Source organism: Pantoea vagans, from assembly GCF_001506165.1.
Taxonomy (GTDB): domain Bacteria; phylum Pseudomonadota; class Gammaproteobacteria; order Enterobacterales; family Enterobacteriaceae; genus Pantoea; species Pantoea vagans_C.
Genome location: NZ_CP011427.1, coordinates 1,555,432 through 1,575,526, shown reverse-complemented (window position 1 = coordinate 1,575,526; position 20,095 = coordinate 1,555,432). Strand labels below are relative to the sequence as shown.

Here is a 20,095-nt window from a genome sequence, read left to right as displayed (position 1 = left end):
CTTAGCTACGTTTAATGGCGAAACTGTCGGCATAGGCGGCAGGATTGCTGCCATCCCACACTTTGCCGTCAATCAGCGTGCTGCTGCGCATCTCGGCAGACGGCACGGAGACGCCACCCACCGCGCTGGCGGCTTGTTTGTAAATGTCGATACGGTTGATTTTCCGTGCGATGGCGGCGTAATCGGGCGCGGTTTTCACCATCCCCCAGCGCTTCATCTGCGTCAGGAACCACATGCCATCGGAGATCCATGGGAAGCTCACTTCGCCATCGCGGTAGAAGCGCATCGAGTGGCCGTCTTGCCAGCTCTGGCCCAGGCCATTCTCGTAATGGCCCAGCATGCGGCCTTCCAGCGTTTCAACTTTGGTGTTGATCCACGCTCGCCCGGCTAACACAGCGGCAGTCTCTTTGCGGTTTTCGTCAGAGGCATCGATCCAGCGGGCGGCTTCGAGGACCGCAGCCGTCATTGCACGCGCGGTGTTGGGGTTCTCTTGCACCCATTGCGCCCGTGTCGCGAGGATTTTTTCAGGATGGTCCGGCCAGATTTGCTGTGTGGTGGCGGCAGTAAATCCGATGTTGTCGCTGATGGCGCGCTGGTTCCAGGGTTCGCCAACGCAGAAACCACTCATGTTGCCCATTTTCATGTTCATCACCATTTGCGGTGGCGGTACCACCACGGTGCGCACATCTTCAAATGGGTCGATACCTGCATTCGCCAGCCAGTAATAGAGCCACATGGCGTGGGTACTGGTGGGAAAGGTGTGCGCGAAGGTGTAACTGCCTTTTGCCTGGCTCGCAATCAGCTTTTGCAGGCTGACTGCATCCGTGACCTTTTGCTCTTTCAGTTGGTTTGCGAGTGTGATGGCCTGACCGTTGTTATTCAGCGTCATCAGGTTGGCCATGTCGTGCTGTGGCCCTGCGACACCTAATTGCAGGCCATAGATCATGCCGTATAGCGCATGCGCGGCATCCAGTTCACCCGCCGTCAGTTTGTCGCGTACCGCCGCCCAACTGGCCTCTTTGCTTGGCTGCAGCGTGAGTCCATATTTTTTGTCGAAGCCTTTCACTGAGGCCATCACCACTGGCGCGCAGTCAGTGAGGGGAATAAAGCCAACGCGAACGCTGCTTTTTTCTGGCGCATCCGAGCCGGCAGCCCACACCGCATTGCGTAAGCCCGGCAGTAAATAGCTGCCACCTACCACCGCACTGCCCAGTAGAAATTGACGACGTGATACCGAAAACCGCGTTTTGCTCATCATGCGCATCCTGAAAAAAAGAAATAAAAAAAGGCGTCCTCCCGCATGCTGTAAAAACATGGGGCCGGACGCCTTTATCCAAAGCACTCGCTTCACCGCCGTTGGCGAAACAAATGCGCAATGTCAGTAAGGTATTGCAAAGCCTGTGCCAAAAAAATTCTCGTAAAGAATCAGCACGCCACCCCACTTGGATCAGTGAAAGTGCGCAAATCTGCACTGTGCTGACGCACAATACGCACAGGCTTTGTGCAACTACCTCCTTGGAGTTATGACTTCAACGTTGCCGCAACGGCCAGGATGGCTTGGGCGATGTCCAGGATGCGTTTGTTTTGATTCATGGCACTTTTTCGCAGGGCTTGCCAGGCATCCTGCTCACTAAAACCGTGTTGCTCCATCAACCAGCTTTTGGCTTGATCGACAATTTTTCGTTCATCGAGTGACGCACGCATGGTGGCCAGTTCATCGGCCTGCGCCTTTAAACGCTGCGCCTGTTCGCCGATCAGTGAAAGTACTGAACGGCCCAGTTGCGGCGCGAGGCCCTGACTGTCGAGCGTGGTTTCCTGCCCGTCCAGCCAACTGGCCCCGGCGATATAAAGAGAGAAACTGGCCTCTTCACGGTGTGCCACCTGTTGCGGGTCCGCCTGTTCACTGGCGCTAATCGCACGCTGACAGCAGTTCATGAGGGTAATGCACAACGTATCTTCTATTTGCTTCATCTGATCCAGCCGCTGGCTCAGCAGCGTAAACCATTGGAGAACCCCATTTTCACCACAAGGAGCATCGGTGCAGGCAATACGCCGCAGCCGTTCAATTTGGCTGCCCGCGTCAGCCATTTCCTGCCAGCGTTGTAGATTTTGGCTGTCAGCGAACTGGCTGAAGGTGTTGAAACTCTGCTCCTGAGCAGCGATCAGTGCCAGAATGCGCTGGCGTTGTTCCGGGCTAAAGGTCCCGGCAGCAAAACCTGCCGAACCCGTCGCGCGCTCCTGACCAGCCAACTCCTTTCCCTGCATAAAACTAAAGAGGGCGATTAGCGCACGAGAAATTTCCGGTTCGCTTGCGGTGTCTGCAGCTTCAAATACCAGGTTGAGTAATGTGCGAATCACATGGTTGAACGCCTCCATGGCTTGCGCGTGGCGACAACTTTGTTTGCGCACCTGCTGACGCAATACTGGCAGGCTATCGAGTGCCTGCAACGCGGCGGCGATTAACATGCAAAACCGACTGTAGCCCGGTTGCGCGACAGCGGCAGGTAACATTGTCATCGCTACGTCTTGCCGCTGCTGCACCTCAATCGCACGCGCTTCCAGCTCATCACCAAACAGGCGGCCCTCTGAACACAGCCAGATATTGCTGGCACCGCGCTCACGCTGCAGCACATGGATTAATTCACTGAGCGCAAGAATTTGCTCGCCCGTACGTAATAAACGTTGCAGACTCGCAATCTCGCTGGCGCGGCTAGCACGTAGATACTCCAGAGCCCGGTTCATTGCTGACTCCCACTATCAGGCAAATTTAGGGCAATACTCAAGCAAAAGCCGTGCCGAACTCGACTTCAATTTGGACGGATGGGCGCCCGTAAATTCTGAAAGTCAGAAAATTGTTTACTGGCGCAATCTTTTTTTAACGTCAAAAATAGATTAATCTTATTTAATAATTTTCATTATATCCATTGTGCGAAAATTGTGTTTTCGCCTGCGTTTTACACTTCCACTGGTAAATAAGTAAATTCATCTTATATATCACCCTCAGCACGTGTTTTTTATCACCTGTTCCAGCTGCATTTTCGCCCGGTAGCACGGGATTTCTCTCGGTGCAATGGTTTGAATTCTCAAAAGTCTTAGGTAGACTGAGCACAGCACTATCTTTCTGTAATCTGACTGTTTTTTGATGGCTTTCTTGCTGCGTAATCTGCCCGCTTCCATTGCGTGTGCCGCATTTTAATCTGCAGCTAATCTGATGAAATTTGAGGTTCATGGTGAATAAGAGTCTCGTGCTAACCCTACTGGCGGTGTTAACGTTAGCGGGTTGTAAAGCGCCAACGCCGCCCGTTACTGATGACACTTTGGTCACCAGTGAAGTCAATGGCGTTAAGCTGGTTCACCGGAATGCGGTGGCAGCACCAGCCGAGTTCACGCCGGTCAATGAAAGTTTTCGCGCACTCTATGCTGCTTCGGTCATGACCACGCCTGATTTTGGCGGCAAAGTGGTGCGTTATCTCGACAATGCTAAGTCGTTTGAAGTGCTTGGCCGTGTTGAGCACAGCTGGTTAGCCGTTGCTGATGAACCGAATGGACAGCTGATTGGTTATATTCCGCCCAAGGCTGGGGTGGAAAGCAGCCGTTATGACGCCACCGTGCGTAGCGATCGTCCACGCCCCCGCCGCAACAAACAGGTCTGTGTGGCCGTTGGAGGCGCCAGCAAGGCATGTCGCACCAACGATACCGCGACCTGGATCCTAGACTGATAATGCAATACGGCGCAGATTGTCCGCAGAAAGGTCGCTCTTTGCGGACAAGAAATAGCGCCATTGCCAGGAAAATCGAGATTTAATGACCCAGGATTCTGTTGCACGCGATGGCATTGTCGCGGGCAATGATAACCTTTTGCTTAATGCCGCAGCACCGATACTGAATGCCGTTGTTCGCCTGCGGCAGGCTGCCACGCATGATGATCCTGCCGGTTTACGCCAGCTTTTGATCGAAGAAATCCGCCAGTTTGAACAACGCTGCAAGCAAGCGGGACTGCCCTTTGAGATGATCATTGGCGCACGCTATTGCCTATGCAGCGTGCTGGATGAAGCCGCGGCACAAACGCCATGGGGCACGCGAGGCGTATGGTCTGGCAACGGCATGCTGGTGACTTTCCACAACGAAAGCTGGGGCGGTGAAAAAGTTTTCCAGCTGCTGTCACGCGTTTCGCAGAGTCCACAGCAACACCTCTGGCTGCTGGAAGTGATCCACTATTGCCTGCTACTGGGCTATGAAGGCCGCTATCGCGGCAGCGACAGTGGTCGCGCCCAGTGTGACAGCATTCGCAAGCGCCTGGCACAGTTAATTCAGGAAACTCGCCCGACTACCGTTAACCCGGCCGCGCCGCTGGTTGAAGTGCATCCCTTGGTGAGCAGCTTGACGCGACCCATGGTGCCGCTGTGGGCTTGCGCCACCTTAGCCGCTTTGATTGCCTGCCTGATATACAGCGGTCTCAACTGGCGATTGGGCAATGCAGCTGAACCCCTGCTTCGCGCCATCTATCAAACGCCATTGCCACAAATCATGCCTGGCCGTCGTCCTACCTCACCACAAGCCTTGCTCGATCTTCATCAACGTTTAAATGATGTGATTGCTGCAGGCCAGTTAGAGGTAAGTGATGGCGCATTCGGCAGTAAAGTGATCATCCCCGCAGACAAACTGTTTTCATCTGATGGCACCGTGGTCAATCAGGTTGGCCGCGCACTGCTGGCGCACGTCGCCAGCGCGATGAAAACGGTGAAAGGCACCGTTTTGGTCTCGGTGTACACCGATAACAGCCCGGTTGATGGTCGCTTTGCTTCCAGTTACGAATTCTCTTTTGCCCGCGCACGCGCCGTTACGCAGTTACTCAATCCGCAGCTCGCTGAAGGACACAGCGTGAAAGCTGAAGGGCGCGGCGACAGTAATCCCCTGCTTCCCAACGACAGCAATGAAAATCGCGCGCGCAACCGGCGCGTAGAAATCACCCTGTTCGCGGCACCGGAAACCCTTGGCAATCATCCGGGAGGTCAGTGATGCGTGCATCGATGCAACATTTTTTAACCCACCGCCTGTTGTGGAGCCTGATTGGCGTCACGGCCCTGAGTTGCGTGCTGTGGATGTTGGGCCCGCTATGGACCTGGGGTGATACCCGTCCGCTTGAGCCGATTTTCGCTCGTCAGTGCGTGGTTGGCCTGTTGTTCTTCTGCTGGGTGCTGTTCCAGTTTATTCCGGCAATCTGGCGTGGCTGGTTCAACAGCAAAATGCTTAACCGCCTTCAGGAAATGAACAGTGAGGAGCTTTCTGACCGACAAGCCACGGATACGCTACTGGCACAGCGCTTCAGCGAAGCCGCACTGCGATTAAAACGCACCCAGTTTGGTCGTCGTCATCAGCAGAGTTGGCTGGCACGTTTCCAGAGCCACTATCTTTATCAATTACCGTGGTATGTGATGATGGGCGCACCCGGCGCGGGCAAGACCACCGCACTGCTGAATGCCGGCCTCGAATTCCCGCTCACGGACAGCCTGGGTAAAGGCGCGGTGCGTGGCGTTGGTGGTACACGCCACTGTGACTGGTGGTTTACGGATAGCGCAGTCCTGATCGACACCGCTGGCCGTTATGCCCTGCAAGAGAGCCAACGCGCCCGTGATGGTGCCGAGTGGCAGAGTTTTATCAATCTGTTGAAGCGTTATCGTACCCGTCAGCCGATCAACGGTGTGATCATGACGATCAGCGTCTCGGACCTGCTCACGGACTCGGCTGAGGCCCGTCACGCGCAGGCCAGCGCACTGCGTATGCGCATGCAGGAACTGCATCAGCAAACCGGAATTCACTTCCCGGTGTATGTGATGGTGACCAAAACCGACCTGCTGAAAGGCTTTATGAGCTTTCATGCCGGTTTAAGCAAACCGCAACGCGATGCCATCTGGGGTTTTACCTTCCCGTGGGAGCCAGGCAAACCGCATAAAGATGACTGGCACAACAGCTTTACTCAGCAATATCGACACTTAGAGCAGCGTTTACAGCAACAACTCGCCAATGTGATGGCGAACGAGCGCGATCTCACGCAACGTGCGGACAGTTTCCTGTTTCCACAGGAGTTCAGTTCATTGCGCCCACTGCTCAATGAGTATCTTGATGTGGTGTTCTCTCGTCACGAGGACGAAATCGCGTGGTCGGCACGTGGCCTGTTCTTTACCAGCGGCACGCAGGAAGGACTGCCGTTTGACCGCATTATGGGGGAACTGAACCGTAAGTTGCAGTTACCGCACACTGGTGAAAACAGTTTTGCCACCTGGGATAGCGTCACCCGCCACAATCCTATCCCGGGTAACAAAGGCCAGAGCTTCTTTATTCGCGATCTTCTGAGCGACCTGGTGTTTCGCGAGAGCGGTCTGGCCGGCAGTAATCGGCACTGGGAATATCGCAACCGACTGTTCCATTGGATCGGTTATGGTGCGTTGACCGGAGCGTTGCTGCTGCTGTCGGGTTTATGGCTGGCCAGTTATCTGCAGAACCAGCGTTATCTCGACCAGGTCTCGGCACGCATTGCCCCGATCACCGTGCAAAGTCAGCAGGTATTGCATCAGCCAGCCGATAATATTTTTGATCTGCTACCCTTCTTAAATAACCTGGTAAAACTGCCATTATCAGAGCGTTTTTCCCTCGACAATCCGCCGCTTACCATGCGCGTGGGTTTATATCGTGGCAACCAGGTGAGTGATGCTGCATGGGTGCTTTATCAAAATGCGCTTAAGTCTCTGCTGTTGCCTCGTGTCGCTCAACAGATTACCAATCTGCTGCGTAACGATCCCGGGAACGATAATGAGTACAGTCGTAATGCGCTGCGCGCCTATCAAATGCTTTATCAGCCGCGAAATTATGACGGCGAGTTTTTGCGTGGCTGGCTGATGCAAAACCTGCAACGAAATCTGCCGGAAAATGTCAGCGCTCGCGATTTGCAGCAGTTGGACTGGCACCTCAGCCAACTGTTGGATCAGCAGATTCAGTCATCGCCTTATGCGCGAGACAACGCTTTGATGATGCGCAAGCTTGCGGAGAATCTGAAAAATGCCGGTGAAAACGGCAACACGCTGGCGATTGTGCCAGATGCGTTGTCGCAGCGATTGACCGGACACAGTGAGTAATGGTGAGGTAACAATGGCGACGCATACCGCGCCGGGTTGGTACGGCAAATTACCGGCCACCGGTGATTTTCTGCGCCAGCGCCTGAGCGAGAATACCGTGACGCCCTGGAGCCACTGGTTTCAACAAGGGCTGATGCATTGGCACCAACAATCCGACGCGAACACTCCGCTCTTTTTGCGTGCGCCGGTGTGGAACTTTGTGTTGCCGCTGTCGCCGCTACGTCAGCAGGTTCAGATGGGCTGTTTATTGCCCTCTTGCGATCGCGTAGGCCGTAGTTGGCCGCTGCTGGCATTACGCAGTTTTCCGCTCAGCCACTGGCATAGCGCGCAATTGGCGATGTCAGGAGATTGGTATCAAGAGCTGGGTGCTTTGCTATTGCGCAGCGTGAAAGATCGTCTCAGCCCGGATGTGCTGGAACAGCAGATGCAACAGTTAGCTCCACTGATGGTGCCAGATAACCAGCGCAGCGACATTATGGATGTCATTGGTTTTGATGACCTGCCCTGCACACTGAGCTGGCGTGAAGTGGCAGACCGATTTGATCCGCAGCAGCATATTAGCTACTGGTGGAGTAATCGCAGTGACGGATTTGCCCATGCCACACACAAACACAGTGGGCCGCTCACCGCGCAACTTTTTTCCTTACTGTTTAACCCGGCATCTGGTGCTCAGCCGGGACGCAATGGCCTCTATCCACCGATGTTTGAATAGGCTGTCGCGTTTTCCTTGTTAATGGGATGACTCATGCAATTTACCATTGTGCAGTGCAATACGGATGTGCCCGCAAAGACGGTCGCCTTTAAACCGCCGGGGGGAACTATCGGCCGCAGTCAGGACAACGATCTGGTGCTGCCTGACGAGACACGCGCGATTTCGCGTTTGCAAGCACTGGTGCATCTGTCACCTGAAGGCGAATGCCGTTTGACCAATCAGGGCAGCGTCACCTCAGTGGTGCTCAATGGCATGGTTCTGCAACGTGGTTCGCAAGTGCTGTTACATCACGGCGATGCCTTACAAATCGGTGAGTATGGCTTGCAAGTGAACGACCCAGCCTGTCAGAACAGTCAACAAGATGATCCACTGGCGTTCTTTGCAGAGAGTGCGGATGACCCGCTCGGTATTCAACAGGAACCTGATGTCCTGCCAGAGACCGCCACTGTTCGCCACGAGCGTCGCACAGATCCACGCCTCGCCATCGATCCCCAAAGTGATTCACCCGCTCTCCCTGCCGCATTACCGGGTGCCGATCAGGATAAGCTGATTGCGGCACTGTTAGAAGGTATGGGACTCAACAACGGACACCAAACGCCCTTCACCGAAGAGCAAATGCGTGTCACCGGTCGCATGTTGAGCCTGTTTTCCCAAGGCACCGTCGCTCTGCTCTCTTCGCGCTCAATTTTGAAGCGTGGAGTCAAAGCCGATATGACGATGATCCTGAACGAAGCCAACAACCCTTTTAAAATTCTGCCATCGGGCAAGACCGTACTGATGCAGATCTACCAGAGCCAGATGCCCGGCTTTATGTCACCGGAAGCTGCTGTGCGCGATGCATTAGTGGATTTGCAAGCTCACCAGCTGGGCATGATTGCCGGTATCCGCGCCATCATTGCCGCTATGCTGCAGTCGTTTAACCCGCAACGGCTGGAAGAAGAGGCACGTAAAGACGGCGTGTTGCCAAAGCTGCCGTTTAATGGTGGACGCAAAGCGGCGTTGTGGGATTACTTCTCACGCCACTATCAGCGCACGGCCGGCGAAATTGAAGATGACTTCCACACGCTGTTTGGCGAAGCCTTTTTGCACGCCTACGATATGGAAGTTAACCAGTACAAAGATTCACAGACGCGGACTGAAGACGCATGAAGATGATGTTTGCCAGTCGCTGCCAGCAGGGAATGCGCGACGAAAATCAAGACCGCACCGGGGCAGAACTCGACGAACACAAAGCCTGCTTTTTAGTATGTGATGGCGTTGCGGGCTTACCGGGTGGCGATATGGCAGCACAGATCGTTCGGGACACGCTTCTGACCTCTTTGCACAACAGCGACACCTTTACCCCTGACAGCACCCGTGCCGCCATTGAGCAATGCCAGCAGGTATTGCTGGAGGCGCAGGGAAATAATCCGAAATATGCCCGCATGAGCACCACGCTCGCCGCACTCTTTATCGACCGCCAAACACAGCGCGCATGGTGGGCGCACGCAGGTGACAGCCGGGTTTATCACTTCCGTCACGGGGTCTTGAGTCAGGTCACGCGTGACCACAGTCTGGCTCAACAGTTACGTGAAGCGGGCTATGAAAATTCCGGCATTAACAGTAATTTACTTTATAATGCGCTCGGTGTTGAGCCTGCCCGTCCCGCCACCTTCAGTGAAGTGATTTCGCTCACCGATGGTGATGCGTTTTTGGTCTGTACCGATGGGTTTTGGCTCAATCTGACCACCCACGAGATGGAACAAGCCCTGCGCATGGTCAATGCCTGCGAAGAGTGGCTGACTTTGATGGAACAAGCCGTTAACCGCAGTGTTAAAAGCGACAATCTCAGCGCTCTGGCAATCTGGATTGGCGAGCCGCAGGAAGCGACGCTGCTTTATTCCCAGGCCGATGCGGCACGTTTTCTGCCGACACGTTATTGATTCCAAGGATCCTTATGAAAGTGTGGTTGCCGGGTTTAGCGACCCTGTTGCTGGCTCTAAATGCACAAGCTGATGATTATCGCGTGGTTTACTCGCCGAGCCTGTCATTGGAAGTTTATATCGATAACGTGGCCAGCAATTCGCCGAATGACTGGTGTAAAGAGACACTGCCGTTACGCATTGTTTCAGGTAAAAGCACCGATTCCAGCATCCTGACCAGCTTCCTGCCACGCGTGGGGACGCTGTTAGCGAATCAGTGTGGCACGCTGGATGAACTCCCCTGGCAGATGACCAACAAAGATGGGAGCGTCTTAGCGAATGGTAGCGCAGCCAAACTGCAAAACTGGCGCCCTATTGTGATTAACGATGCCACTGCCAGCGCAAGTGCCAGTAATGCCGCACCGCTTGACCTGTCAAAACCAGCAGATACGGCCCCCTTGCAACACTTCGCTCTGCCGGCCGGATGCCATTTCCGCACCTGGTGGGATGAAAATGGTGATTCACTCTTTATCCCTGATAATCCGCAACAGCACTGCTCGACCGAAGGTTGGCTGGAAGGCCCAAGTGATATCACGCTGATGAACAACGGTAATACCCGCAGCGTGGCGGTTAACTTCTACCAGGGCTACCCGATTGCCGATCTCAAGCTAAGCGGTCCAGCGCTGGAAGTCGTCGCCGTTAATAAGCAGCGCATGATAGTGACGCGCCCTGATGCAGACGATAGCTGGCTGGTGCTGCCCTTTGACAGCCAGCAGCACGTATGGCGCTTCACTGGCAACCTGCTGATTAAAATGGATAAGACAGCAGGCCAGGACAGCGATGCGGTTAAGAAGCGGGTTGAAACTTTACGTGGCGTCTGGTCGCCACAATTTATGCCACAGCAAAAAGTGACTGTGTTACTGATTGACACCCTGCATGCGGATCTGGCCGATCCGGCGATTGGTGCCTGGCGTAACATTAATTAATTAGCGATCGTCGCCTTGGATCAATGATGTTGACCGGGCGCTACAGGACGTGTTCAGAGAGTTCACTATGTCGGCAAACGAAAACCATACACCGAATGCCCTGCCTGCGGGCTATCGGTTTAACGAATTTGAAATCAAGGAAGTGATCGGCGGCGGTGGCTTTGGCATTGTATATCGTGCCTGGGACCATCAGCTCGAGCGCACCATCGCGATTAAAGAGTACATGCCGGTTTCACTGGCGGTGCGTGCTGCCGACCTGTCGCTTGAGCTGCGTGGCGAACGCTTCCAGAAACTGTTTAATGCCGGGCGCAACAGCTTCATTCAGGAAGCGCGCCTGCTGGCACGTTTTAATCATCCTGGTCTGCTGCATGTCTTGCGCTTCTGGGAAGAGAACGGCACCGCCTATATGGGCACACTTTACTACAGCGGCATGACGCTGAAAGAGTGGCAAGTGACCAGCCCGGAAAGCATCAGTGAAAGCTGGATCCGTCGCCTGCTGCCTCCGCTGTTTGGTGCCATTAATACCATTCATACCGCGGGTTATCTGCATCGTGATATTTCGCTGGATAATATCCAGATTCAGGAAAACCAGTTACCGGTGTTGCTCGATTTTGGTTCCGCGCGCAAGGAGATCGGCAACCTGTCGGACGAAACCGAAATCATGCTGAAACCCGGCTTTGCGCCGATTGAACAATACAGCGAAGAGGGCGAAGTCGAACAAGGGCCGTGGACGGATATCTATGCGCTCGGAGCGGTGCTACACAATCTGATCACCGGTCATGCGCCACCAGTGAGCGTGGTGCGTTGTATCGAGGATAACTACCAGCCGCTGGTCGAACGCCAGCCAGAGGGCTACTCGCTGCCGCTGCTTCATGCTATCGACTGCGCGCTGGCCATGAAGCCGGCTGACCGTCCACAAAATATTGATGCCTTTGCCAGCCTGATTGATTTACCTGTCAGTGATGTTGAGGCGCTGGTGACCACCTTCCCGGTGATCGCCGAAGTCCCGGCTGCCGAGCCGGTCGCGGTTGTGGTGCCAGAACCTCAGGTGATGGCGGTGAATCATGCTGCCGCCGCCATTGAACCCGTGACACCGCGTAATGTGCGTCGTCTGTCGCCAGGTTTAGTTGCCGCGGCGGCGATTGCGATTCTGGCGGTGGTGGTTGTGGTGTGGAAAGCCAATCGTCACAGCGATGCGCCACCTGTCGCCTCGACCCCTGCAGCAACCGCACCCGTGGCAAACCCCAGTGCGGCTCATCCTGGTCCCTCGCTGGCAACGGTTTATTTGCGCTTGCAGGAAGGCGACAATATTGTGCTGAATGGTGAAGTGAAGGATGTGAAACCAGCCAGCAGCGGTTTTGCCTCGCTGAATCTGGCCGCCGGCAACTATCGCATTGAAGTCCATCATGGTAGTGAAGTGCTGGCGCAATCACTCACGATTGATAAGCCGGGAACCTGGCTGATTAATCCCGGCAAACCCTGATTAGCGCGCTGCAGATTTTTGCAGCGCTCTGACCTCTGCGGCCAGACGCGTTAAGGCTTCTTCTTGCATACCGCGTTTGCCCAGCTCCTGTTCCAGCGAATAGAGATATTGGGCATTCGTTCCCAGCGGCCCACTCGCTTGTGCGATCAATGGCGCGATAGTGCTACGGCAGGAGTCGGTTTCATACAGCGGATGTCGAGGGTCCATGATAAACACCAACGCAGTCACCTTACGCGCATCATCCAGCTCCAGTTCACACCAGGTTGGCAGGTAGCAGCCGGTGATCATCTCACGCTTCCATAACAACTCGAGTTCATCATGCAGTCGGGATTCCGGCAGACGGAACGCCAGCCCGCTGGTTGCACCGCCCTCTTTCAGCGCCAGCATACGACCAGGAGCCTCTACCGTGCCGCGTCCGGCGGTAAGGCGTAAACAGAACGCCCGATGCCAGCCTTCCAGCCGCCCGGAAGCCACTTCTTCCGCTTCAAAAACCGGATTCCACATCAGGGAACCATAACCAAAGATCCACACCGGGCTTTGGTCAGGGCGACAGGCCAGCGTGGCCGCAAGCGATGCTGCGCGCTTTTCACAGCTCCACAGCAGCGCTTCGTCAATATCGCCAAAGGATGTTTTACAATCCGCTTTTAAAAGAAATTCCCGGGTTAACAATGCGACCTCCTCTACTGCGCTGACATCCTGTCGGTTCGGCTCCTCAAAGATGATGTCTTACAGGCAACACGCGTTGCGTCGACTTAAGAGAAGACATTAATGCATTTTTCATAAAAGTTTCAAGATTGACCCCGATCACAAAGGGGAAATTCTTCGTAAATAGCATCGGCTGCCTGGCGAAGAACTTGAATTAGGGAGGCGGTTTAATAGAGAGTCATGCATGCAAGTTAGAAAAGTCTAACTTTAGTTAAATAAACCGAAACTTCTTAATCAAACCAAAATAAGAGCGATTTAACCTCGTTAAATTTGGTGCCATTTTATAAATTAAGTGAATTTACTCTCATTTCAACCCAATGAATATCAGACATTATTACTGGATAACACTCAGTTTTATCAACTTAGGTCATTAATATTCATTAAGTAAAAACGCGTAAAGACTCTGCAACACAACTGTTGAAAAGTTACACTGCGCTGCGTCAGAAAAGTCATTATATTTATCAGGCACTGATGGCCTGTTTTGGTTCTTTTTTCCGGAGAGGATGGTGAATGGCTACACATGAAAAGACCCGACATACCGAATACTCGCTGATTTTCCCCATTGCTGCGCTCGCGGTGCTGAGCTTCTTTGGCGGCCAAACCGCGCTGATGCCGGTTATCGGCATTAACTTGCTGTCTCTGGTAGCAATCCTCTGCAGTGCGTTCAGCGTAGTACGTCACGCCGACGTTCTGGCACACCGCCTGGGCGAACCCTATGGTTCGCTGATTTTAAGCCTGTCGGTGGTGATATTAGAAGTGAGCCTGATCTCCGCATTAATGGCCACCGGTGATGCTGCACCGGCGCTGATGCGCGATACCCTCTACTCCATCATTATGATTGTTACCGGTGGCCTGGTTGGTTTTGCACTGCTGCTCGGCGGACGTAAATTTGCTACGCAATATGTGAATCTGGCAGGCGTGAAACAGTACATGATCGCCATTTTCCCGTTGGCGATTTTGGTGTTGGTGTTCCCTAACGCGTTACCGGGTGGTAATTTCACCACCGCCCAGGCACTGATCATCGCGGCTATTTCAGCGGCGATGTATGGCGTGTTCCTGCTGATTCAAACGAAAACGCACCAGAGCCTGTTTGTGTATGAGCATGAAGATGACGGCGACGATGGCGATCCCCATCACGGCAAACCTTCCGCTCACAGTTCTGTGTGGCATACCATTTGGTTGATCGTGCATCTGATTGCCGTTATCGCGGTCACCAAGATGAACGCCAATACTCTGGAGCAACTGCTGACAGAACTGAATGCACCCGCGCAGTTCACCGGTTTCCTCGTCGCGTTGCTGATTCTGTCACCAGAAGGTTTGGGGGCGATCAAAGCGGTGTTAATGAACCAGGTCCAGCGCGCCATGAACCTGTTCTTTGGTTCGGTGTTAGCCACGATTTCCTTAACGGTTCCCGCAGTCAGCATCATCGCCACCCTGACGGGCCAGCAACTGATATTTGGCCTGGAGCCACCGCATATGGTGATCATGAGTGCGGCATTGATCTTGTGCCACATCTCGTTCTCAACCGGACGTACCAATGTGCTAAACGGTGCCGCGCACCTGGCACTGTTTGCCGGCTATTTACTGACAATTATGTTGTAGGAACGCGTAGCGGCGCAATTTATTGCGCGCCCCTGGCAGTCACACCGCTGCACGATTGCGCGATAAATTGCGCCGCTACCACCATAAAAAAAGGCGCCATCGCGGCGCCTTTTTTACAATCATCAGCAATCAATCAGTTGCTGGTATCCAGCTCCGGGAAGCTCTTCACCAGGTCATCAATCGCTTTCATCTGCACCAGGAATGGCTCCAGCTTATCCAGCGGCAGCGCGGAAGGACCGTCGCACTTCGCGCTGTTTGGTTCTGGGTGCGCTTCGATGAACAGACCGGCAATACCCACAGCCATACCCGCACGGGCCAGTTCACCCACCTGCGCACGACGGCCGCCTGAGGCTGCACCGAATGGATCACGAGTCTGCAGAGCATGCGTCACGTCGAAGATCACCGGGCTGTTGTTAGTGACTTTCTTCATCACGTTAAAGCCAAGCATATCCACAACCAGATTGTCATAGCCAAAGTTGCTACCACGGTCGCACAGGATCACTTTGTCATTACCGCCTTCGGCGAATTTATCGACAATGTTACCCATCTGGCCAGGGCTAACGAACTGAGGTTTCTTCACGTTAATCACCGCACCGGTTTTCGCCATTGCTTCAACCAGATCGGTTTGACGTGCGAGGAAAGCAGGCAGCTGAATCACATCCACTACATCGGCAACGGGCTGCGCCTGTGACGCTTCATGAACGTCAGTGATGATTTTCACGCCGAAAGCCTGCTTCAGCTCCTGGAAAATCTTCATCCCCTCTTCCAGGCCCGGACCGCGATAAGATTTGATGGAAGAGCGGTTAGCTTTGTCAAAAGAGGCTTTGAACACGTAAGGAATGCCGAGTTTGTCGGTCACTTTTACATAGTGTTCGCAAATACGCATGGCGAGGTCGCGCGATTCCAGCACGTTCATACCGCCAAAGAGAACAAATGGCAGATCGTTTGCGACCTTAATATCGCCAATATTCACTATTTTCTGGGTCATGCCTTTTCCTTTTTTTCGAGGGACGCTTAATGCAGCGTCACCTGTTTCTGTTCAATTGCGTGAATCTGCACTTTAATCATTTCGCTGACCGGGTCCTCAGGACACTGCTCAACGAAGTAGGTCAAATCGGTCAATGCGATATGTTCGCACTCAAGCTGGGCATAGATGAGACCACGGTCGCGTATTTCATACGGATCATCAGGGTCTATCTGCAGCAATACCTTGCTGACATTCAACGCCAGCTCCATCTGCTTCTCTTCCATCAACGCCGCTTTCAGCGTATCGAGCATTTTGCGCATCACGTTGATGGTTTTCGCTTCGTCGAGATCGTCGTTGTAGAGTTTGGCTGTCGGGCTGATATTGCCCTTGAGCCACACTTCCAGCGTATGCTTATCGAGCGTCTCGCCGTTAAACGGGTTGATCAGCCACATTTCGCCATCAAGCCAGTCGGCACGCAGAATCAACTGGGTGGGGAAAATCACCGGCATCAACGGCAGTTCCAGCTCATCCGCGATGTGCAGCAGAATCACGCCCAGTGATACCGCAGTGCCCTGACGGCTCTTCAGCACTTTATCTATCCACAGTGCATCGGATAAATTGTAGACACCGCTGGCGCCGCCAAATCCCCATTCGCGATAAAACAGATCCAGCAGCTTGCCTAGCTGCAAATCTGCGTCCTGCTCACTGCTGACAAATTCACGGGCTTCATCTACTAACGCGGCCAACTGCTGCTGCACAGAGGGCGCGGAAAAATCATTGCGTATGGCGCAGGTCGCACCAATCACCGCTTCACTCAACGGTGTTTCACTGTAATCGAGTTGCTCTGGCGAGGTCATACTATCCCCAATATCGGCATTTTGGTCATCGCCAGCTTAATCACAAACAGCAACGCAACGATTGCAATCAGGCAAGCGATCCAACGTGTCCCCATCTTGCGTGGGCGACGGCTTAATGCCACGGAACCTAAGGCGATGTAGATGATAACCCCTAACAGCTTCTCCGTCAGCCAGCTTCCTTGTGGCGAGAACGGATAAAAGTGCGTTATCACCACCAACCCCACGCCGCTGAGCAGCAAAAAGGTGTCATTAATATGAGGCGCGATGCGCACCCAGCGGCGTTGCAGCATGGCAGAACCGGTTGTCAGCCAATAAAAACGCAGCAGAAACAGGCTGATAGTCAGCGCAACGGTCAAGAGGTGAAAATGTTTAATCAGCGGATACCAGCTCGCCATTGTACTTCCTTAAATCAGAAAAGTTGTCCAAGAGTAACGCGGGGATTGCCGCCATAATCATTGACGCTGCTGACCTGCTGATAGCCATGTTGCGTCAAAATGGTTCGCACCGCTTCATCCTGTTGCCAGCCGTGTTCCAGCAAGAGCCAGCCGCCAGGTTGCAACCATTGCGGCGCGCTTTGAATGATGAAGCGCAAATCGGCCAGCCCGGCATCATCCGCCACCAGCGCGCTAAGCGGTTCAAAACGCACATCTCCCTGCTGCAGATGTTCATCGGCGGCATCGATATAAGGAGGATTGCTGACAATCAGGTCAAAACGTTGGGAGGGGAGATCGTTAAACCAGTGGCTGAGCTGAAAACGGGCATTGTTGATGTGCAGGCGCTGTGCATTATCTTGTGCCAGCGCGACAGCTTCGGGTATGCGGTCACATCCCAGCACCTGACAATCAGGCCGTTCACTCGCCAGTGCTAACGCGATAGCACCCGTGCCTGTGCCAAGATCAAGTAGAGAGGATGGCGTTGACGGCACGCGCACCAGCGCCTGTTCCACCAGCACTTCAGTATCCGGGCGCGGAATCAGCGTCGCATCACTGACACGCAGCGGCAACGACCAGAATTCGCGTTCGCCCACCAGATGGGCAATGGGTTCACCGGTCACCCGGCGCGCCAACAGCGCATCAAGCTCGGCGATTTGTGCGGCGTCGAGCTTGGTATCATCAAATGCCACCAGCCAACTGCGCGATTTACCGGTGACAAAACCCAGCAAAATTTCCGCATCGCGCTTTGGGCTATCGCCGCCACAGAGGGCAACCACCGCCTGCTGCAGCCAGTGACGAATGATCATCAATCCTGTCCAGCCAACGCGGCCAGCTGATCGGCTTGATACTCCTGCACGATCGGCTCAATCAGGGTATCCAGCTTGCCTTCCATGGTCTCGTCCAGACGGTAAAGCGTCAGGTTAATACGGTGGTCGGTCACACGCCCCTGCGGGAAATTGTAGGTACGGTTACGGTCGGAACGGTCACCACTGCCCAGCAGGTTGCGGCGGGTTGAGGCTTCAGCCGCATTACGTTTAGCGGTTTCCGCTGCGTGAATACGCGCGCCCAATACCGCCAACGCTTTGGCTTTGTTTTTATGCTGCGAGCGTTCGTCCTGACACTCCACCACAATACCGGTCGGTAAGTGGGTAATACGGATAGCAGAGTCGGTGGTGTTAACGTGCTGACCACCCGCACCAGAGGAGCGGAAAGTATCAATTTTCAGATCGCCCGCGTTAATTTCTGGCATTTCCGCTTCGGGCAGTTCCGGCATCACCGCAACGGTACAGGCAGAGGTATGAATACGCCCCTGAGATTCCGTTTCTGGCACGCGTTGCACACGATGACCGCCTGACTCAAACTTCAAACGACCGTAAGCACCGTCGCCAATAATGCGCGCGATGACCTCTTTGTAACCGCCGTGCTCGCCTTCGTTAGCACTGATGATTTCCACCTGCCAACGGCGGGATTCTGCATAACGGCTGTACATACGGAACAGATCGCCGGCAAAGATGGCCGCTTCATCACCGCCGGTTCCGGCGCGCACTTCCACAAAGCACGAGCGTTCATCGTCAGGGTCTTTCGGCAGCAATAGCACCTGTAGTTGCTGTTCCAGCACCTCACGCTTCTCACGCGAGAGTTTTAATTCTTCATTGGCCATTTCGCGCATTTCAGGATCATCGAGCATCATTTCAGCGGTTTCGATATCTTCCTGTACTTGCTGCCAGTCACGGAAACAACGGGTGACATCGGTCAGCTGCGCATATTCGCGAGACAATGCGCGGAAACGTTCTTGATCGCCAATAACGCCGGCATCGCCCAGTAACGCTTCCACTTCTTCGTGGCGTTCCTGGAGGGCTTCCAGCTTGGCAACAATAGAGCTCTTCATGTAATAGAGGGTATCCCAGTGATAGGTCGTGACAGACCAGATTACTCTAAACCGAGGCTGTCACGTAAGATCTGCAGGCGTTCGCTGTCGCCGTCGCGCGCGGCCTGCTGCAATGATTTGGTTGGTGCATGAATAAGGCGGTTAGTCAGCTTGTGCGCTAACTCCTGTAAAACTTTCTCAGCATCCGCGCCCTGGCGCAGAGCGGCTAACGCACGCTCTTGCAGTTCTGCGCGGACGTCGTCAGCCTGCGAGCGGTACTCACGGATGGTGTCGCCCGCGCTTTGCGCACGCAGCCACGCCATAAATTCACCGCTTTCCTGCACCACAATACTTTCAGCCTGCACGGCGGCGGCTTTACGCTGCGCCATGTTCTGTTCGATGATCGCCTGCAGGTCATCGACGCTGTACAAATAGGCGTTAGCCAGTTTACCCACTTCGGGTTCGACATCACGTGGTACGGCAATATCCACCAGCAACATCGGCTGATTACGGCGCGCCTTCAACGCGCGCTCTACCATGCCTTTACCAATAATCGGCAAGGGGCTGGCGGTGGAAGAGATAATAATGTCTGCATCCGCCAGACGCGTTTCGATATCACCCAAACCGATCACTTCTGCACCCACTTCGTCCGCCAGCAGTTGAGCGCGTTCACGGGTGCGGTTGGCAATCATCAGCTTTTGTACTTTGTGTTCACGCAGGTGACGCGCCACTAACTCGATGGTTTCACCGGCCCCCACCAGCAGGACGTTCACCGTGCTGAGGGATTCGAAAATTTGACGGGCTAACGAGCAGGCAGCAAAGGCGACGGACACCGCACTGGCCCCGATTTCGGTTTCAGTACGGACGCGTTTGGCGACGGAGAAGGTTTTCTGGAACATACGCTCCAGTTCACTGCTCAACGCATGGTCACGCGATGAGTCAGCATGGGCTTTTTTCACCTGCCCAAGAATTTGTGGCTCACCCAACACCAGTGAATCCAGACCGCTGGCGACACGCATCAGATGGCTTACCGCCGCATTATCCTGATGCCAGTACAGGCTCGCGCGGACATCCTCTTCCCGCAGATCGTGATACTCACACAGCCAGCGCACCAGCCTCTCCTGCAGGTCCGTTTGCTGCTCTACGCTAAGGTAAAGTTCAGTACGGTTACAGGTTGAGAGCACCACACCGCTCTGCACCATCGGCTGGGACAGCAGGCTGTTTAATGCCTGATCCAGCGTGTCGGGCAGAAACGCAACACGTTCGCGCAGGGCGACAGGTGCGGTTTTGTGGTTGATTCCGAGTGCAAGCAGCGTCATGGTGATCGGGTTGGGATGTCCCAATGATTGTCAGGGTTTTGTGAAGCGCATTCTACAAGATGCCACAGATCAAGAAAAGCCATACAAAGGCTATGACTGTAATAAGATTAAACTGATCGTGCGCAATTA

The 20,095-nt window shown here is 54.1% G+C and carries 18 protein-coding genes; 9 read left to right on the top strand and 9 right to left on the bottom strand.

Annotated features, from left to right (window positions below; genetic code table 11):
• Position 1 precedes the first annotated feature (1 nt).
• Together LK04_RS07300 and LK04_RS07295 are read right to left on the bottom strand one after the other, a co-directional pair.
• Positions 2-1,255 carry a CmpA/NrtA family ABC transporter substrate-binding protein gene (locus LK04_RS07300; RefSeq protein WP_039335216.1) on the bottom strand — a complete coding sequence of 418 codons (1,254 nt, stop codon included), beginning with the start codon at positions 1,253-1,255 and terminating at the stop codon, positions 2-4.
• 266 nt (positions 1,256-1,521) lie between these two features.
• A complete protein-coding gene (locus LK04_RS07295) occupies positions 1,522-2,742 on the bottom strand; it encodes a nitrate regulatory protein (RefSeq protein ID WP_039335214.1) in 1,221 nt (406 codons plus the stop codon).
• Positions 2,743-3,227: 485 nt separating this feature from the next.
• On the opposite strand from LK04_RS07295, the gene LK04_RS07290 reads away from it, so the two are divergent.
• The 8 genes from LK04_RS07290 (at position 3,228) to LK04_RS07255 (ending at position 12,215) form a co-directional block, all read left to right on the top strand.
• A complete protein-coding gene (locus LK04_RS07290; RefSeq protein WP_197063365.1) occupies positions 3,228-3,719 on the top strand; it encodes an SH3 domain-containing protein in 492 nt (163 codons plus the stop codon).
• An 85-nt stretch (positions 3,720-3,804) separates the two neighbouring features.
• A complete protein-coding gene (gene icmH, locus LK04_RS07285; protein WP_039335213.1) occupies positions 3,805-5,019 on the top strand; it encodes a type IVB secretion system protein IcmH/DotU in 1,215 nt (404 codons plus the stop codon).
• Positions 5,019-7,133, top strand: coding sequence for a type VI secretion system membrane subunit TssM (gene tssM, locus LK04_RS07280; protein WP_039335211.1), 2,115 nt, complete (start codon positions 5,019-5,021; stop codon positions 7,131-7,133). The genes icmH and tssM overlap by 1 nt, the downstream gene beginning before the upstream one ends.
• A 13-nt stretch (positions 7,134-7,146) precedes the next feature.
• Positions 7,147-7,845, top strand: coding sequence for a type VI secretion system-associated protein TagF (gene tagF / locus LK04_RS07275; protein ID WP_039335209.1), 699 nt, complete (start codon positions 7,147-7,149; stop codon positions 7,843-7,845).
• A gap of 33 nt (positions 7,846-7,878) precedes the next feature.
• Positions 7,879-8,994 (top strand): type VI secretion system-associated FHA domain protein TagH, encoded by a 1,116-nt coding sequence (tagH, locus tag LK04_RS07270; RefSeq protein ID WP_039335207.1) that lies wholly within the window; start codon positions 7,879-7,881, stop codon positions 8,992-8,994.
• Entirely contained in the window at positions 8,991-9,767 is a 777-nt protein-coding gene (locus LK04_RS07265) for a PP2C family protein-serine/threonine phosphatase (protein ID WP_039335206.1), read from the top strand. Before tagH ends, LK04_RS07265 begins: the two co-directional genes overlap by 4 nt.
• A 14-nt stretch (positions 9,768-9,781) precedes the next feature.
• The gene (locus tag LK04_RS07260) at positions 9,782-10,732 is read left to right on the top strand and encodes a hypothetical protein (RefSeq protein ID WP_039335204.1); all 951 of its coding nucleotides are present in this window, start codon (positions 9,782-9,784) and stop codon (positions 10,730-10,732) included.
• A gap of 67 nt (positions 10,733-10,799) precedes the next feature.
• Positions 10,800-12,215 (top strand): serine/threonine protein kinase, encoded by a 1,416-nt coding sequence (locus LK04_RS07255; protein ID WP_039335202.1) that lies wholly within the window; start codon positions 10,800-10,802, stop codon positions 12,213-12,215.
• On the opposite strand, the gene LK04_RS07250 is transcribed toward LK04_RS07255, so the two are convergent.
• A complete protein-coding gene (locus LK04_RS07250; protein WP_039335199.1) occupies positions 12,216-12,884 on the bottom strand; it encodes a gamma-glutamylcyclotransferase in 669 nt (222 codons plus the stop codon).
• Between the two features lie 546 nt (positions 12,885-13,430).
• On the opposite strand from LK04_RS07250, the gene chaA reads away from it, so the two are divergent.
• Positions 13,431-14,522: a sodium-potassium/proton antiporter ChaA gene (gene chaA / locus LK04_RS07245; RefSeq protein ID WP_039335196.1), complete on the top strand. Its 1,092-nt coding sequence runs from the start codon at positions 13,431-13,433 to the stop codon at positions 14,520-14,522.
• Between the two features lie 133 nt (positions 14,523-14,655).
• On the opposite strand, the gene kdsA is transcribed toward chaA, so the two are convergent.
• Genes kdsA through hemA form a run of 6 tightly spaced genes read right to left on the bottom strand, consistent with a single transcriptional unit; the run spans position 14,656 to position 19,966 of the window.
• On the bottom strand, positions 14,656-15,510 hold the full coding sequence (gene kdsA / locus LK04_RS07240; RefSeq protein WP_039335194.1) for a 3-deoxy-8-phosphooctulonate synthase: 855 nt from the start codon (positions 15,508-15,510) through the stop codon (positions 14,656-14,658).
• 26 nt (positions 15,511-15,536) lie between these two features.
• Positions 15,537-16,346 (bottom strand): invasion regulator SirB1, encoded by an 810-nt coding sequence (gene sirB1, locus LK04_RS07235; protein ID WP_039335192.1) that lies wholly within the window; start codon positions 16,344-16,346, stop codon positions 15,537-15,539.
• Positions 16,343-16,741 carry a SirB2 family protein gene (locus LK04_RS07230; RefSeq protein ID WP_039335189.1) on the bottom strand — a complete coding sequence of 133 codons (399 nt, stop codon included), beginning with the start codon at positions 16,739-16,741 and terminating at the stop codon, positions 16,343-16,345. Before LK04_RS07230 ends, sirB1 begins: the two co-directional genes overlap by 4 nt.
• Before the next feature lie 14 nt (positions 16,742-16,755).
• Complete coding sequence (gene prmC, locus LK04_RS07225; protein WP_039335186.1) at positions 16,756-17,586, bottom strand: peptide chain release factor N(5)-glutamine methyltransferase; 831 nt, start codon at positions 17,584-17,586, stop codon at positions 16,756-16,758.
• A complete protein-coding gene (gene prfA / locus LK04_RS07220; RefSeq protein ID WP_058973488.1) occupies positions 17,586-18,668 on the bottom strand; it encodes a peptide chain release factor 1 in 1,083 nt (360 codons plus the stop codon). The genes prmC and prfA overlap by 1 nt, the downstream gene beginning before the upstream one ends.
• Positions 18,669-18,709: 41 nt before the next feature.
• Positions 18,710-19,966 carry a glutamyl-tRNA reductase gene (hemA, locus tag LK04_RS07215; protein ID WP_039337413.1) on the bottom strand — a complete coding sequence of 419 codons (1,257 nt, stop codon included), beginning with the start codon at positions 19,964-19,966 and terminating at the stop codon, positions 18,710-18,712.
• Between the last annotated feature and the right edge of the window lie 129 nt (positions 19,967-20,095).

Coding starts and splice junctions, on each gene's coding strand:
- LK04_RS07300 (WP_039335216.1), bottom strand. CDS start 1,255: ATGAGCAAAACGCGGTTTTCGGTATCACGTCGTCAATTTCTACTGGGC.
- LK04_RS07295 (WP_039335214.1), bottom strand. CDS start 2,742: ATGAACCGGGCTCTGGAGTATCTACGTGCTAGCCGCGCCAGCGAGATT.
- LK04_RS07290 (WP_197063365.1), top strand. CDS start 3,228: ATGGTGAATAAGAGTCTCGTGCTAACCCTACTGGCGGTGTTAACGTTA.
- icmH (WP_039335213.1), top strand. CDS start 3,805: ATGACCCAGGATTCTGTTGCACGCGATGGCATTGTCGCGGGCAATGAT.
- tssM (WP_039335211.1), top strand. CDS start 5,019: ATGCGTGCATCGATGCAACATTTTTTAACCCACCGCCTGTTGTGGAGC.
- tagF (WP_039335209.1), top strand. CDS start 7,147: ATGGCGACGCATACCGCGCCGGGTTGGTACGGCAAATTACCGGCCACC.
- tagH (WP_039335207.1), top strand. CDS start 7,879: ATGCAATTTACCATTGTGCAGTGCAATACGGATGTGCCCGCAAAGACG.
- LK04_RS07265 (WP_039335206.1), top strand. CDS start 8,991: ATGAAGATGATGTTTGCCAGTCGCTGCCAGCAGGGAATGCGCGACGAA.
- LK04_RS07260 (WP_039335204.1), top strand. CDS start 9,782: ATGAAAGTGTGGTTGCCGGGTTTAGCGACCCTGTTGCTGGCTCTAAAT.
- LK04_RS07255 (WP_039335202.1), top strand. CDS start 10,800: ATGTCGGCAAACGAAAACCATACACCGAATGCCCTGCCTGCGGGCTAT.
- chaA (WP_039335196.1), top strand. CDS start 13,431: ATGGCTACACATGAAAAGACCCGACATACCGAATACTCGCTGATTTTC.
- kdsA (WP_039335194.1), bottom strand. CDS start 15,510: ATGACCCAGAAAATAGTGAATATTGGCGATATTAAGGTCGCAAACGAT.
- sirB1 (WP_039335192.1), bottom strand. CDS start 16,346: ATGACCTCGCCAGAGCAACTCGATTACAGTGAAACACCGTTGAGTGAA.
- LK04_RS07230 (WP_039335189.1), bottom strand. CDS start 16,741: ATGGCGAGCTGGTATCCGCTGATTAAACATTTTCACCTCTTGACCGTT.
- prmC (WP_039335186.1), bottom strand. CDS start 17,586: ATGATCATTCGTCACTGGCTGCAGCAGGCGGTGGTTGCCCTCTGTGGC.
- prfA (WP_058973488.1), bottom strand. CDS start 18,668: ATGAAGAGCTCTATTGTTGCCAAGCTGGAAGCCCTCCAGGAACGCCAC.
- hemA (WP_039337413.1), bottom strand. CDS start 19,966: ATGACGCTGCTTGCACTCGGAATCAACCACAAAACCGCACCTGTCGCC.